Annotated in this window: 12 protein-coding genes; 6 read left to right on the top strand and 6 right to left on the bottom strand. The window is 54.7% G+C overall.

Annotation, left to right across the window (positions count from 1 at the left end):
- Positions 1 to 103: 103 nt before the first annotated feature.
- The 3 genes from pyrH to rpsB all read right to left on the bottom strand — a co-directional run bounded on the left by pyrH (position 104) and on the right by rpsB (position 2,711).
- Complete coding sequence (gene pyrH, locus NNN71_RS04080; protein WP_000224567.1) at positions 104 to 829, bottom strand: UMP kinase; 726 nt, start codon at positions 827 to 829, stop codon at positions 104 to 106.
- Positions 830 to 998: 169 nt separating this feature from the next.
- Entirely contained in the window at positions 999 to 1,850 is an 852-nt protein-coding gene (tsf, locus tag NNN71_RS04075) for a translation elongation factor Ts (RefSeq protein WP_064547572.1), read from the bottom strand.
- A 135-nt stretch (positions 1,851 to 1,985) separates the two neighbouring features.
- Complete coding sequence (gene rpsB / locus NNN71_RS04070; RefSeq protein ID WP_064547569.1) at positions 1,986 to 2,711, bottom strand: 30S ribosomal protein S2; 726 nt, start codon at positions 2,709 to 2,711, stop codon at positions 1,986 to 1,988.
- A 332-nt stretch (positions 2,712 to 3,043) separates the two neighbouring features.
- Here rpsB and map point away from each other — a divergent pair, with 332 nt between their 5' ends.
- The 4 genes from map to NNN71_RS04050 all read left to right on the top strand — a co-directional run bounded on the left by map (position 3,044) and on the right by NNN71_RS04050 (position 7,917).
- Complete coding sequence (gene map, locus NNN71_RS04065; protein WP_163447268.1) at positions 3,044 to 3,838, top strand: type I methionyl aminopeptidase; 795 nt, start codon at positions 3,044 to 3,046, stop codon at positions 3,836 to 3,838.
- 59 nt (positions 3,839 to 3,897) lie between these two features.
- Positions 3,898 to 6,570 (top strand): bifunctional uridylyltransferase/uridylyl-removing protein GlnD, encoded by a 2,673-nt coding sequence (gene glnD / locus NNN71_RS04060; RefSeq protein WP_167576713.1) that lies wholly within the window; start codon positions 3,898 to 3,900, stop codon positions 6,568 to 6,570.
- A 33-nt stretch (positions 6,571 to 6,603) separates the two neighbouring features.
- The gene (dapD, locus tag NNN71_RS04055) at positions 6,604 to 7,428 is read left to right on the top strand and encodes a 2,3,4,5-tetrahydropyridine-2,6-dicarboxylate N-succinyltransferase (RefSeq protein WP_052285401.1); all 825 of its coding nucleotides are present in this window, start codon (positions 6,604 to 6,606) and stop codon (positions 7,426 to 7,428) included.
- Between the two features lie 108 nt (positions 7,429 to 7,536).
- Complete coding sequence (locus tag NNN71_RS04050; RefSeq protein ID WP_065356560.1) at positions 7,537 to 7,917, top strand: DUF3461 family protein; 381 nt, start codon at positions 7,537 to 7,539, stop codon at positions 7,915 to 7,917.
- Between the two features lie 110 nt (positions 7,918 to 8,027).
- Here NNN71_RS04050 and cdaR read toward each other — a convergent pair whose 3' ends face one another.
- From cdaR to dgt, 3 genes are all read right to left on the bottom strand, one after another.
- Positions 8,028 to 9,185 carry a DNA-binding transcriptional regulator CdaR gene (cdaR, locus tag NNN71_RS04045; RefSeq protein ID WP_163447264.1) on the bottom strand — a complete coding sequence of 386 codons (1,158 nt, stop codon included), beginning with the start codon at positions 9,183 to 9,185 and terminating at the stop codon, positions 8,028 to 8,030.
- A gap of 159 nt (positions 9,186 to 9,344) precedes the next feature.
- Positions 9,345 to 10,790, bottom strand: coding sequence for a serine endoprotease DegP (gene degP / locus NNN71_RS04040; protein ID WP_163447262.1), 1,446 nt, complete (start codon positions 10,788 to 10,790; stop codon positions 9,345 to 9,347).
- A gap of 135 nt (positions 10,791 to 10,925) precedes the next feature.
- On the bottom strand, positions 10,926 to 12,440 hold the full coding sequence (gene dgt / locus NNN71_RS04035) for a dGTPase (protein WP_167576717.1): 1,515 nt from the start codon (positions 12,438 to 12,440) through the stop codon (positions 10,926 to 10,928).
- A gap of 83 nt (positions 12,441 to 12,523) precedes the next feature.
- Between dgt and mtnN the strand changes: the two genes are divergently transcribed.
- Positions 12,524 to 13,222 (top strand): 5'-methylthioadenosine/S-adenosylhomocysteine nucleosidase, encoded by a 699-nt coding sequence (gene mtnN / locus NNN71_RS04030; RefSeq protein WP_065356557.1) that lies wholly within the window; start codon positions 12,524 to 12,526, stop codon positions 13,220 to 13,222.
- Positions 13,215 to 14,015: a vitamin B12 ABC transporter substrate-binding protein BtuF gene (gene btuF / locus NNN71_RS04025; RefSeq protein ID WP_271457927.1), complete on the top strand. Its 801-nt coding sequence runs from the start codon at positions 13,215 to 13,217 to the stop codon at positions 14,013 to 14,015. Before mtnN ends, btuF begins: the two co-directional genes overlap by 8 nt.
- Positions 14,016 to 14,025 lie beyond the last annotated feature (10 nt).

Here is a 14,025-nt window from a genome sequence, read left to right as displayed (position 1 = left end):
TGCAGTGAATGCGCTAAGTATAGTCTCGTTTAAATCATGCCACAGAATTATGTCATTCTGCCGGGTAAAGGCGAATCTTACCCGGAAATGGCCGTGACGGAAATTATTCCGTAATCAAAGTGCCTTCTTTTTCGCCCATCACCACGCGGCGCAGCGCGCCCGGTTTGTTCATGTTGAATACGCGAATCGGCAGTTTGTGGTCACGGGCCAGCGTAAAGGCCGCCAGATCCATGACTTTCAGTTCTTTATCCAGTACTTCGCTGTAGGTCAGCTGATCGTACATGGTGGCAGACGGATCTTTCGCCGGATCAGCGGTGAAGACGCCGTCAACTTTGGTTGCTTTCAGTACCACGTCGGCTTCGATTTCGATACCGCGCAGGCAGGCTGCGGAGTCGGTGGTAAAGAACGGGTTGCCGGTACCGGCGGACAGAATCACGACGCGGTTATTACGCAGCAGGCTGATCGCCTCTGCCCAGCTGTAGTTGTCGCAAACGCCGTTCAGCGGAATTGCCGACATCAGGCGGGCGTTCACATAGGCGCGATGCAGTGCGTCACGCATTGCCAGGCCGTTCATTACCGTAGCCAGCATGCCCATGTGGTCGCCCACAACGCGGTTCATACCGGCTTTTGCCAGACCCGCACCACGGAACAGGTTGCCACCACCAATAACGACACCCACCTGGATGCCCAGCTCAACAAGTTCTTTAATCTCTTGCGCCATACGGTCAAGAATACTTGCGTCAATACCGAAGCCTTCAGTGCCCTGCAAGGCTTCGCCGCTAAGCTTGAGCAGAATACGTTTGTAGACAGGTTTTGCGTTGGTAGCCATTTTCTTTCCTGAGGTGTCACGAATGGGATGGTTTAATTCAAGTGACATCATGCGTTCCTTGCCACCTGAACCCTATAGGAGCTGGCTGATTTCCACATGACGATGTTCTTTACTACACGTGCTTTACTACACAAAAGAGAGCCGCCCTCAGGCGGCTCCTTTACTGCAATTAAGACTGCTTGGACATGGCAGCAACTTCTGCTGCGAAGTCAGTCTCAACTTTCTCGATGCCTTCGCCCACTTCGAAGCGGATGAAGCCAGTCACGTCAGCGTTGTGCTCTTTCAGCAGCTGGCCAACAGACTTGCTCGGATCCATAACGAACGGCTGACCGGTCAGAGAAACTTCGCCGGTGAATTTCTTCATGCGGCCTTCAACCATTTTCTCTGCGATTTCTTTCGGCTTACCGGACTGCATCGCGATATCCAGCTGTACCTGGTATTCTTTTTCTACCACTTCAGCGGAAACGTCTTCCGGCTTAACGAATTCCGGCTTGCTTGCAGCAACGTGCATTGCCAGCTGTTTAACCAGCTCTTCGTCAGCGCCAGTAGCAGCAACCAGAACACCGATGCGCGCACCGTGCTGGTAGTTGCCCAGTACTTCGCCTTCCAGGGAAGCCACGCGACGGATGTTGATGTTCTCACCGATTTTAGCAACCAGCGCAACGCGTTCTTCTTCGAACTGTGCTTTCAGAACTTCAACGTCGGTGATGTTGCCAGCAACGGCAGCGTCCAGAACTTTGTCAGCGAAAGCCTGGAAACCAGCATCTTTAGCAACGAAGTCAGTCTGGCAGTTAACTTCCAGAATGAAGGCGATGTTGCCGTTGATTTTGGTTTTGATCACGCCGTCAGCAGCAACGTTGCCTGCTTTTTTCGCCGCTTTGATCGCGCCAGATTTACGCATGTTTTCGATTGCCAGCTCGATGTCGCCATTAGCTTCAGTCAGGGCTTTTTTGCAATCCATCATGCCTGCGCCAGTACGTTCACGCAGCTCTTTTACCAGGGAAGCGGTAATTTCAGCCATTCTAAAATCCTCGGAAGATTTGATCTGCCCGGCCAAAACCGTACAGATTTAAAAGTGAAAAAGGGGGCCATAAACAGGCCCCCTAACCAAACGTGTTACTACCTGGTTTATAAGGGCTCTAACGAGCGTGCCTTATTACTCAGCTTCTACGAAGCTTTCTTCCGCCTGGGAAGCCAGATCGGAAGAACGGCCTTCACGAACGGTAGCAGCTACAGCGCTCAGGTACAGGGTCACAGCACGGATTGCATCGTCGTTACCCGGGATAACGAAATCAACGCCATCTGGATCAGAGTTGGTATCAACGATAGAGAATACCGGGATACCCAGGTTGTTCGCTTCTTTGATAGCAATGTGCTCGTGGTCAGCATCGATAACGAACAGTGCGTCCGGCAGGCCGCCCATGTCTTTGATACCGCCCAGGCTGTTTTCCAGTTTCTCAAGCTCACGAGTACGCATCAGCGCTTCTTTCTTGGTCAGCTTGTCGAAAGTACCGTCCTGAGACTGAGTTTCCAGATCTTTCAGACGTTTGATGGACTGACGAACGGTTTTCCAGTTAGTCAGCATACCGCCCAGCCAGCGATGGTTCACGAAGAACTGGTCGCAGCTCAGAGCAGCTTCTTTCACAGCTTCGCTTGCAGCGCGTTTAGTACCAACGAAAAGGATTTTGCCTTTACGAGAAGAGATCTTGTTCAGTTCAGCCAGAGCTTCGTTGAACATCGGTACAGTTTTCTCAAGGTTGATGATGTGAACTTTGTTACGTGCGCCGAAGATGAAAGGCTTCATTTTCGGGTTCCAGTAACGGGTCTGGTGACCGAAGTGAACACCAGCCTTGAGCATGTCGCGCATGGAAACAGTTGCCATGGTTTAAAACCTCTATAGATAAAGTTGGGGTTATGCCTCCACGTATCCCATATTACCGACCCCAAAGGGCACCCCGGAATATGTGCCGATACGTGTGTGTTATTTACACAAAGTGAGATTTGTCGCTTCCGGACAAAACAATGAGCGGAAGTTCGGCGCGCTTTATACCATAAAACCGACGCAGATACCAACAGTTGTTATCGCCGACGCAGGGCACGAAAGGCGAAGTTCAGAATGATTCTCAATTTGGCAGGGGGTACTCCTGGCTGTTAACATTGACATCACTAATACTCAATTATTGTCGAAAAAATCGACACTGATGGACATATTCCATGGCTATTTCTATTAAGACTCCAGAAGATATTGAAAAAATGCGCGTTGCTGGCCGTCTGGCCGCAGAAGTGCTGGAAATGATCGCCCCGCACGTCAAGCCTGGCGTGACCACCGGCGAGCTGGATCGCATTTGCAACGACTATATTGTCAACGAACAGAAAGCAATCTCCGCCTGCCTCGGCTACCACGGATATCCGAAATCGGTCTGCATCTCTATCAATGAAGTGGTGTGCCACGGCATCCCGGATGACGAAAAACATCTGAAAGATGGCGATATCGTCAACATCGACGTGACTGTGATTAAAGATGAGTTCCACGGCGATACGTCGAAAATGTTCATCGTTGGCAAACCGACCATTCTCGGCGAACGTCTGTGCCGCGTTACCCAGGAGAGCCTGTACCTGGCGCTCAAAATGGTGAAACCAGGCGTGAACCTGCGCGAAATTGGCGCGGCGATTCAAAAGTTCGTTGAAGCGGAAGGCTTCTCCGTGGTGCGTGAATACTGCGGTCACGGCATTGGCCGCGGCTTCCACGAAGAACCGCAGGTGCTGCACTATGACTCTCGTGAAACCGACGTGGTCCTGAAACAAGGCATGACCTTCACCATCGAACCGATGGTCAACGCCGGGAAGAAAGAGATTCGTACCATGAAGGACGGCTGGACGGTAAAAACCAAAGACCGGAGCTTGTCTGCGCAGTACGAGCATACTATTGTGGTGACAGACAACGGCTGCGAAATACTGACGTTACGCTCGGATGACACCATCCCGGCGATAATCTCGCACAACGAATAATGAAAAGCCGGCAAATGCCGGCTTTTTTTTGGTAATCGTTTTTTCTTATGGGTGGCGCAATGAGTAACTCCATACCTGAACTGGCTTGTACCCCCCTCCCCACTCTGCCCGGCCAGCCGGACAACCCGGTACACTGGCCCGAAGACAGCCTGAACTGCGCCGATATCAAAAGCCGGCTGGAAGCCTTCCAGCGCTGGCTCGGCGTCGCGTTCGACGAAGGCGTCAGCGCGGAACAGCTCATCGAGGCGCGCACCGAATTTATCGACCAGATGCTCCAGCGCCTGTGGCTGCACTACGGTTTTGGCGAGGTTGAGGACGCTGCGCTGGTCGCCGTCGGCGGCTACGGTCGCGGCGAGCTGCATCCGCTTTCGGACGTCGACCTGCTGATCCTCAGCCGCAAAAAGCTGCCCGACGAGCAGGCGCAGAAAATCGGCGAACTGCTGACGCTGCTGTGGGATATCAAGCTGGAAGTCGGCCACAGCGTGCGCACGCTGGAAGAGTGCCTGCTGGAAGGGTTATCCGATTTAACCGTCGCCACCAACCTGATTGAATCGCGCCTGCTGATCGGCGACGTCGCGCTGTTCCTTGAGCTGCAAAAACACATCTTCAGCGAAGGCTTCTGGCCGTCGGAAAACTTTTTCCCGGCGAAAGTCGCCGAGCAGGAGGCGCGCCACCAGCGCTACCACGGCACCAGCTACAATCTGGAACCGGACATTAAAAGCAGCCCCGGCGGCCTGCGCGACATCCACACCATTCAGTGGGTCGCCCGCCGCCACTTTGGCGCCACCTCTCTTGACGAGATGGTCAGCTTTGGCTTCCTCACCGAGGCCGAACGCAACGAGCTTAACGAGTGTCTGCATCTGCTGTGGCGCATTCGCTTTGCCCTGCACCTTGAACTTAATCGCTACGACAACCGTCTGCTGTTCGATCGTCAGCTCAGCGTCGCCCAGCGGCTGAAATATGCCGGCGAAGGCAATCAGCCGATCGAACACATGATGAAAGACTTCTATCGCGTCACCCGTCGCGTGGGCGAGCTGAACCACATGCTATTGCAGTTGTTCGATGAAGCGATTCTCGCCCTGACGGAAGATGAAAAACCGCGCGCCATCGACGATGACTTCCAGCTGCGCGGGACGCTGATCGATCTGCGCGACGATACGCTGTTTATCCGCGAGCCGCAGGCTATTTTGCGGATGTTCTACATGATGGTGCGCAACAGCAACATCACCGGCATCTATTCCACCACGCTGCGCCACCTGCGCCACGCGCGACGTCATCTGACCGAGCCGCTGTGCTATATCCCGGAGGCGCGTTCCCTGTTCCTCAATATGCTGCGTCACCCCGGCGCGGTGAGCCGCGGCCTGCTGCCGATGCACCGCCACAGCGTGCTGTGGGCTTATATGCCGCAGTGGTCGTATATCGTCGGCCAGATGCAGTTCGACCTGTTCCACGCCTATACCGTCGACGAGCACACCATCCGCGTGCTGCTGAAGCTGGAGAGTTTTGCCAATGAGGAGACCCGTTCGCGCCATCCGCTTTGCGTCGACCTCTGGCCGCGGCTCAACCATCCGGAACTGATTCTGATTGCCGCCCTGTTCCACGATATCGCCAAAGGGCGCGGCGGCGACCACTCGATCCTCGGCGCGCAGGACGTGCTGAAATTCGCCGAATTGCATGGTCTGAATTCGCGTGAAACCCAGTTGGTCGCCTGGCTTGTACGCCAGCATCTGCTGATGTCGGTCACCGCCCAGCGCCGCGATATTCAGGATCCGGAAGTCATTAAGCAGTTCGCCGAAGAGGTGCAGACCGAACACCGTCTGCGCTTCCTGGTATGCCTGACGGTCGCCGATATTTGCGCGACCAACGAAACCTTGTGGAACAGCTGGAAACAGAGCCTGCTGCGCGAGCTGTACTTCGCCACTGAAAAACAGCTGCGTCGTGGGATGCAGAACACGCCGGATATGCGTGAACGCGTGCGTCATCACCAGATGCAGGCGCTGGCGCTGCTGCGCATGGATAACATCAATGAAGAAGCGCTGCACCAGATCTGGAACCGCTGCCGCGCCAACTACTTTGTTCGCCACACGCCGAACCAGCTGGCGTGGCACGCTCGTCACCTGCTTAAACACGATCTCAGTCAGCCCATGATCCTGCTGAGCCCGCAGGCAACGCGCGGCGGCACCGAGATCTTTATCTGGAGTCCGGATCGCCCGTACCTGTTCGCCGCCGTCTGCGCCGAACTGGACCGTCGCAACCTGAGCGTCCACGACGCACAGATCTTTACCACCCGCGACGGTATGGCGATGGACTCCTTTATCGTGCTTGAACCGGACGGCAGCCCGCTCTCAAGCGATCGCCACGAAGCTATCCGCTTAGGGCTGGAGCAAGCGATAACCCAGCGTAGCTGGCAGCCGCCGCAGCCGCGTCGCCAGGCCGCCAAACTGCGCCACTTCTCCGTCGATACTGAGGTCAATTTCCTGCCGACCCATACCGACCGCCGCTCATTCCTTGAGCTAATCGCCCTTGACCAGCCAGGCCTGCTTGCCCGCGTCGGCCAGGTGTTTGCCGACCTCGGTATTTCGCTACACGGGGCCAGAATTACGACAATTGGTGAACGAGTAGAAGATTTATTTATAATCGCCACCGCCGACCGGCGTGCCCTTAATAATGAGCTGCAACAAGAAGTGCAACAACGGTTGACAGCGGCCCTCAATCCAAACGATAAAGGGTGACGTATTTTTATTAGTGAATGGAAAGAGTAAACAATGCAGCAATTACAGAACGTTATTGAGTCCGCTTTTGAGCGTCGCGCCGACATCACGCCGGCAAATGTGGATACCGTAACCCGCGAAGCGGTTAACCAGGTGATTTCCCTGCTGGATTCCGGCGCGCTGCGTGTCGCTGAAAAGATCGACGGCCAGTGGGTCACTCACCAGTGGCTGAAGAAAGCGGTTCTGCTCTCTTTCCGTATTAACGATAACCAGGTTATCGACGGTGCGGAAAGCCGCTACTTCGATAAAGTACCGATGAAATTCGCTGATTACGACGAAGCGCGTTTCCAGAAAGAAGGTTTCCGCGTGGTGCCGCCGGCTGCCGTTCGTCAGGGTGCCTATATCGCCCGCAACACCGTGCTGATGCCGTCCTATGTGAACATCGGCGCCTACGTTGACGAAGGTTCCATGGTGGATACCTGGGCGACCGTAGGTTCCTGCGCGCAGATTGGTAAAAACGTGCACCTGTCCGGCGGCGTCGGCATCGGTGGCGTACTGGAGCCGCTGCAGGCGAACCCGACCATCATCGAAGACAACTGCTTCATCGGCGCGCGTTCTGAAGTGGTTGAAGGTGTGATCGTAGAAGAAGGCTCCGTGATCTCGATGGGCGTCTACCTCGGTCAGAGCACCAAAATCTACGATCGCGAAACCGGCGAAGTGTTCTACGGCCGCGTTCCGGCAGGCTCCGTTGTCGTCTCCGGCAACCTGCCTTCTAAAGACGGTAAGTACAGCCTGTACTGCGCGGTTATCGTGAAGAAGGTCGACGCGAAAACCCGCGGTAAAGTCGGTATCAACGAACTACTGCGTACTATCGATTAATAAGATGCGAAAAAGCGGGGGCAACCCCGCTTTTTTTTATTCTTACGCTGGCGGAGTTTGATTTTTTCGTTAATTATTCAATAGTTAAATTAGATCAGGGGTACCGCTATGTACGATAATTTGAAAAGCCTGGGGATTACCAATCCCGATGAAATCGATCGTTACAGCCTCCGGCAGGAAGCCAACAACGATATCCTGAAAATCTATTTCCAGAAGGATAAGGGTGAATTTTTCGCTAAGAGCGTGAAGTTCAAATATCCGCGTCAGCGTAAAACCATCGCTGGTGATGGTCAGGGTTTCAAAGAAGTGCAGGAGATCAGCCCGAATCTGCGCTACGTGATTGACGAGCTGGACCAGATTTGCCAGCGCGATCGCAGTGAAGTCGACCTGAAGCGTAAGATCCTTGACGATCTGCGTCATCTGGAAAGCGTCGTGACCAATAAGATCAGTGAAATTGAAGCCGATCTTGAGAAGTTGACGCGTAAATAGCAGCATGTGGATGTATTTGTAGGCCGGGTAAGGCGAAGCCGCCACCCGGCGTTTTGCCTGATGGCGCTACGCTTATCAGGCTTACACAGACCGCACACTCTACGGTTTTATCATCGCTGCTCATCCAATTGCAGCGCAATATACAGCAGCAGCCTGTCGTCAAAATTCCCCAAATCCAGCCCGGTTAGCTCCGAGATACGGTTCAGTCTATATTCCAGCGTATTGCGGTGAATAAACAGTGCCTTTGAGGTAGCCAGCGGCTGAACATTATTGCGAAACCATGCTGTCAGGGTACGACGCAGCAGACCGTTGTTATCCATTGCTTTCAGGCGCATCAACGGGCGCGAAAGCTCGTTGGCCTGCCAGCCACCGCGCAGGCTGTCGAGCAGCACCGGCAGCATCAAATCCTGATAAAAATAGCTGCGGCTCTCGGGCATGCGCTGTTTGCCCACCATCATGGTGGTACGGGCAGTACGGTACGAGCGGGCAATGCTGCCCGGCCCGGTAAAGTAGTTGCCCAGCGCCACGCGAAAACGCAAATGGCCGTTCTCTTTCATGCGTGAAATCAGCTGCTCAACGCGCTTCTGGTGGTCTTCAGCATCCCAGCGGCCAAACTGATTGAGTGCCGGTTTCAGCACCACCATTTCAGTCAAAGAGACGATAGCAATCAGGTTGTTGCGCTCCGGCGTGGTCAGCGCGTTTTGCAACTGCTGTAACTCTGCCATGGCGCTGTCGACGCCAAGCTGCCCGCTGTCGACTTCAACGACCGCCGCCACGCGCGGCTGGTTAAGGTCGATTCCCAAACGCTGCGCCCATTCGGTCAACGCAGGGGTATTCTCCTCGGCCTGAATCAGATTCATGACCAGCTCTTCACGCAGACGGCTGTCCTGCGCCAGCAGATGCATCAGCCGCGACTGCTCGAGCATCATCTCCGCCGTCATGCACACCAGCTCGCCATATTTACGCAGCGTCTCCGGTTCGCCGGTCAGGCCGATAACACCGACGATTTCCCCCTCCAGACGCAGCGGCAGGTTGATCCCTTGACGCACGCCATGCAGATGACGCGCCACCGCATCATCGATGTCTACGACCCTGCCCTGTGACAGCACCAGCAGCGCACCTTCGTGCAATTCCCCAATACGCTCGCGATCGCCGCTGCCGATAATGCGTCCACGGGCATCCATCACGTTAATATTGGTATCGATGATGCGCATGGTGCGCGCCACAATATCCTGCGCCATTTTAGTATCGAGATGCCAGCCAGCCATGAACCCCTCCTGTGAGCAGGTTACATGATAAGAAAGACAGGGGAACCGCGCACTGTGCAAATGCACAAAGCACAGCCGAGATCTATGGAGTTGTGGGGAGCTTCACATTACGAAAGGAAGAAACCCTTTCCCCTGATGGGGAAAGGGTTGAGGTCATGATTACTGCATCAGCAGGTAGATAGAGCTATCACCACGCTGAATGTTCAGCGCCAGAACGGACGGCTTGCTGTCGAGGATTTTGCGCAGCTCGGCGATGTTTTTCACCACCTGCTGGTTCGCGCCCACGATAATGTCGCCTTTCTTCAGACCGATCTGCGCGGCCGGGGTCCCGGCTTTCACCGTATTAACCACCACGCCTTTATCCTGGCCTTTGTTGCTCATTTCCGCACCTTCAATCCCGTTGAAAATGCTGCTGGACTCTACCTGAGTCTGGCTGCTCTGCTGCAGTTCCAGGTTCACCGTCACCGGTTTGCCATCGCGCAGCAGGCCGAGGGTGATTTTGCTGCCCACCGGCATAGTGCCCACCTGGGCGCGCAGCGCCGCGAAGCTGCTGATTGGCTTACCGTTCAGCGCGGTAATCACGTCACCGGCTTTGATGCCCGCTTTCGCCGCAGAGGAGTTCGGCATGACCTGGCTGACGAAAGCGCCGCGCTGAGCGTCAACTTTCATTGCTTTCGCCAGTTCAGAGTTCAGCTCGGTGCCCATAATGCCCAGTTCACCGCGTTTTACCTGGCCAAATTTCACCATCTGATCGGTCAGGTTTTTCACCATGTTGCTTGGAATAGCGAAGCCGATACCGATGTTGCCACCGTCCGGCGCAAGGATCGCGGTATTGATACCAATCAGCTCGCCGTTCAGGTTCACCAGCGCGCCGCCGGAGTTACCGCGGTTGATCGCCGCATCGGTCTGAATAAAGTTTTCGTAGTTTTCGACGTTCAGGCCGCTACGACCCAACGCGGAGACGATACCGGAAGTGACGGTTTCGCCCAGACCGAACGGGTTACCAATCGCTACGGTGTAGTCGCCGACGCGCAGAGCATCGGAATCCGCCAGCTTAATTGCCGTCAGGTTTTTCGGATCCTGAATCTGAATCAGCGCGATATCCGAGCGCGGGTCTTTACCGACCACTTTAGCGTCGAACTTACGTCCATCACTCAGCTGTACTTTAATCACGTTGGCGTTATCAACCACGTGGTTGTTGGTGACGACGTAGCCTTTGGCGGCGTCAATCACCACACCGGAGCCGAGGGCCATAAATTTCTGTTGCTGCTGCGGCTGGGCGCCACCGTTACCGCCGTTCGGGCCAGCGCCCTGACAGAAAGGTGAGCTCTGGAACGGTGAACCGTCCTGGCAGAACGGCGAGTTGTCGCCGAAGAACTGCTGGAAGTTACGGCCCATACGCGGCGTGTTTACCGTTGTGCTGCCCTCAACATTAATGCTGACGACAGACGGCATCACTTTTTCCAGCATCGGCGCCAGGCTAGGCATAGGCTGGGCAGCGGATGCGGTAGAAGATGCCGTCTCGGCCGCGCTAGCGGACAACGGAGACAGAGCCAGACTTAAACTAAGAGCCAGAGCACTCATTGCTAACGTGGTTTTTTTCATGTGTTTCAATCTCAATATCAGATTACGCAAAATTGCTGTGTTCGTGACTATCAGATTCGCTTTATGACACTAAGTTCCATTCAACTGCACGTGGGAAAAGTAAAAATTTATTGAGCGTCTTTACAAAACTTCTGATTATTCTACTGCCATCAGTCGTCGATATTCATCCCACGCGTAGAGGTCGGTCATTCCGCTGATATAATCCTGAAGCAGACGACAACGGTAATAATATTCCATCACCGGAAATTCAAGGGCGTCGCGTGAAATTTTATTCACAGCCTCAACATAAGCTAAACGATGTCGCGTTGAGAGCTTGCAAAAAAGGCGCGACTCAATGGGTAATCGACGAACCCGCTCGTGTTCCACCAGTTCACTGAAATCGCTTAAGGATAATTTAAGCAACGGCGCGTAAATATCCAGCAAGCCGCCAATAACACGGTAACCCTGCAATTCCAGCTGTTCAACTTCGTGATGGCTAAACACATGTTTTATAGCTACATTCTTATAAAGATTCAGCAACTGACTATAGCTGCTTTCATCTTCCAGTAGTGCGTGATTAAAGTCACCAGCATAAATCTGTGGCAGATTTTCAATAAACCGCTGCGCCGCATAGGGCACCAGTTTATTTAATGTGTTCACCCGTAAATACATAAAGAACTGGTCTTCAGTACTGCGGCTTAATGAATTAGCACGAGATTTATCCCAGGCATTTTCCACCACCTGTGCGAACAGTGAGCCTTTTGTATGCTCCGGCCAGGAATCGTATAAATGCTGATACAGCTGCTCAACGCTGAAGATTCGTTTTTCAACGGCATCCTCAAGGTCCGCAACACAATAAGAAATATCATCGGCCGCTTCCATAATCCAGGTTAATGGGAAGCGATTGTAAGGTGCTAAATCCAGTTCTTTACGTAAGCGCGAAATATAACCTTCTTCGGCCAGGTAGTAGCCCGGTTTTTTCATTAAATAGCTGTGGGTCGCTGGCGTCTCACCCACCCACCAGGCCGGGCGCGTATATTTCAGGATACACCCCACCTGCGCCCAGGTCAGGTTCATACGCATTAGCGTATGCACCAGTCGAACCCCCTGCGCGTTGCCTTCAAAGTGACACAGATCCTGACGCACCTTACGGCGCAACTCATTCAGCGTCTCTTCACCTTCGCGCAGCTGGAGGCTCACAACTTCACAGCGGTCATGGCTCAGCGGCTGGCGCAGCGCATCTTTCGGCGCCAGACGCTGGCTGAACCAATCGTTGATTGCCGCTTCGCCAAAATGGCCAAACGGCGGATTGCCGATATCATGCATCAGGCAAGCCATCTCAACGATGCTTTCAAAAGGCCCGGTCAACTCGTCCAGACCGTAGGCCACCAGCAGCTTTTTCTCTTTCAGGCGGCTTAAAATCTCTTTGGCGATATAGCGCCCTACCTGCTGGACCTCCATCGAGTGAGTGAGGCGCGTGCGAACGGCGGCATTACGCTCCAGCGGGAAGACCTGGGTTTTCTGCTGCAAACGGCGAATCGCCGGCGAGTTGATGATGCGCCCACGGTCACTTTCAAAAATGCGCAGGATCTCATGCTCCGAGCTGACGCCTTGCGGTGAACGATAGCGCCGACGCCAGTTAATTTTGTTACGAAAATCAATCTTAGCCATAGCCTCTCCGTCGCGAGAAATGCGCTTCCCCTGAACCGCATGATAGACTATGCCTTTAAACATGGCACATCGCGAGTAAATCTATGAAAATCGGCATTATTGGCGCAATGGAAGAAGAAGTTACGCTGCTGCGTGACAAAATCGAAAATCGTCAGACTATCACCCTCGGCGGCAGTGAAATCTACACCGGCCAGTTGAACGGCGTGGACGTTGCTCTGCTGAAGTCCGGCATTGGTAAAGTCGCGGCCGCGATGGGCGCAGCCCTGCTGCTGGAGCGCTGCCAGCCGGACGTTATCATCAACACCGGTTCCGCGGGCGGTCTGGCGCCGACGCTGAAAGTGGGTGATATCGTGGTCTCCGATGAAGCGCGCTATCACGATGCCGACGTTACCGCATTCGGCTACGAAATCGGCCAGATGGCCGGCTGCCCGGCGGCGTTCAAAGCCGACGATAAACTGATTGCCGCCGCCGAAACCTGCATCAAGGCGCTGGATCTGAATGCGGTACGCGGCCTGATCGTCAGCGGCGACGCTTTCATTAACGGCGCCGAAGGGCTGGCGAAAATTCGTCGCAACTTCCCGCAGGCCATTGCCGTTGAGATGGAAGCTACCGCCATTGCCCACGTTTGCCACAGCTTTGCCGTGCCGTTCGTGGTGGTGCGCGCCATCTCCGACGTTGCCGACAAAGAGTCCCACCTGAGCTTTGACGAATTCCTGGCGGTTGCCGCGAAGCAATCGACGCTGATGGTTGAAACGCTGGTGCAGAAACTCGCACATGGCTAAGCGCTTGATGACAGGGCTGCTGGCCCTGCTGTTTAGCGCCCCGGCGTGGCTCTATGCCGCGCCGCGGGTTATCTCCCTCTCCCCTGCCAATACCGAACTGGCCTTTGCCGCCGGGATCACCCCCGTTGGCGTCAGCGCGTGGTCTGACTACCCCGCCGCGGCCAAAACGATCGAACAGGTCGCCTCCTGGCAAGGCATCAACCTGGAGCGCATCGTGGCGCTGCATCCGGACGTCGTGCTGGCGTGGAAGGAAGGCAACGCCGAGCGCCCGGTCAATCAGTTGCAGTCGCTCGGCATTACCGTGCTGTGGATTGACTCACACAGTATTGAAGACATCGCCGCCGCGCTACGTAAGCTGGCACAGTGGAGCCCGCAGCCGGAAAAAGCCGAGCAGGCCGCCGCCGCGCTGATGCGCGACTACACTCAACTGAAGGCGCAGTACGCCAATGCGCCGAAAAAGCGCGTGTTTATGCAGTTCGGTTTCAACCCTATCTTCACCAGTAACAAAAGCGCGATTCAGAACCAGGTGCTGGAGATTTGCGGCGGTCAGAACATCTTTGCCGACAGCCGCGTCGCCTGGCCGCAGGTGAGCCGTGAGCAGGTACTGACGCGTCAGCCGCAGGCCATTGTCGCCGCCGGTGACGAAAGTCAGATTCCGAAAATTCAGCGCTACTGGGCCAGTCAGCTCACAATCCCGGTTATTCCCCTTAATAGTGACTGGTTTGAACGGGCAAGCCCACGTATTATCCTCGCCGCAAAACAACTCTGTACTGCGCTGTCGCAGGTTCATTAATTGGGTAATT

The sequence above is a fragment of the Kluyvera sp. Awk 3 genome (assembly GCF_028069715.1).
Lineage (GTDB): Bacteria > Pseudomonadota > Gammaproteobacteria > Enterobacterales > Enterobacteriaceae > Kluyvera > Kluyvera georgiana_A.
The sequence above is the reverse complement of the archived record's forward strand: the minus strand, read 5'-3'. Positions and strand labels throughout refer to the sequence as shown.

What these genes read in the sequence shown, in the direction of transcription:
- mtnN (WP_065356557.1), top strand. Translation starts at nt 12,524, where the DNA reads ATGAAAATCGGCATTATTGGCGCAATGGAAGAAGAAGTTACGCTGCTG.
- tsf (WP_064547572.1), bottom strand. Translation starts at nt 1,850, where the DNA reads ATGGCTGAAATTACCGCTTCCCTGGTAAAAGAGCTGCGTGAACGTACT.
- dgt (WP_167576717.1), bottom strand. Translation starts at nt 12,440, where the DNA reads ATGGCTAAGATTGATTTTCGTAACAAAATTAACTGGCGTCGGCGCTAT.
- glnD (WP_167576713.1), top strand. Translation starts at nt 3,898, where the DNA reads ATGAGTAACTCCATACCTGAACTGGCTTGTACCCCCCTCCCCACTCTG.
- degP (WP_163447262.1), bottom strand. Translation starts at nt 10,790, where the DNA reads ATGAAAAAAACCACGTTAGCAATGAGTGCTCTGGCTCTTAGTTTAAGT.
- rpsB (WP_064547569.1), bottom strand. Translation starts at nt 2,711, where the DNA reads ATGGCAACTGTTTCCATGCGCGACATGCTCAAGGCTGGTGTTCACTTC.
- dapD (WP_052285401.1), top strand. Translation starts at nt 6,604, where the DNA reads ATGCAGCAATTACAGAACGTTATTGAGTCCGCTTTTGAGCGTCGCGCC.
- cdaR (WP_163447264.1), bottom strand. Translation starts at nt 9,185, where the DNA reads ATGGCTGGCTGGCATCTCGATACTAAAATGGCGCAGGATATTGTGGCG.
- pyrH (WP_000224567.1), bottom strand. Translation starts at nt 829, where the DNA reads ATGGCTACCAACGCAAAACCTGTCTACAAACGTATTCTGCTCAAGCTT.
- btuF (WP_271457927.1), top strand. Translation starts at nt 13,215, where the DNA reads ATGGCTAAGCGCTTGATGACAGGGCTGCTGGCCCTGCTGTTTAGCGCC.
- NNN71_RS04050 (WP_065356560.1), top strand. Translation starts at nt 7,537, where the DNA reads ATGTACGATAATTTGAAAAGCCTGGGGATTACCAATCCCGATGAAATC.
- map (WP_163447268.1), top strand. Translation starts at nt 3,044, where the DNA reads ATGGCTATTTCTATTAAGACTCCAGAAGATATTGAAAAAATGCGCGTT.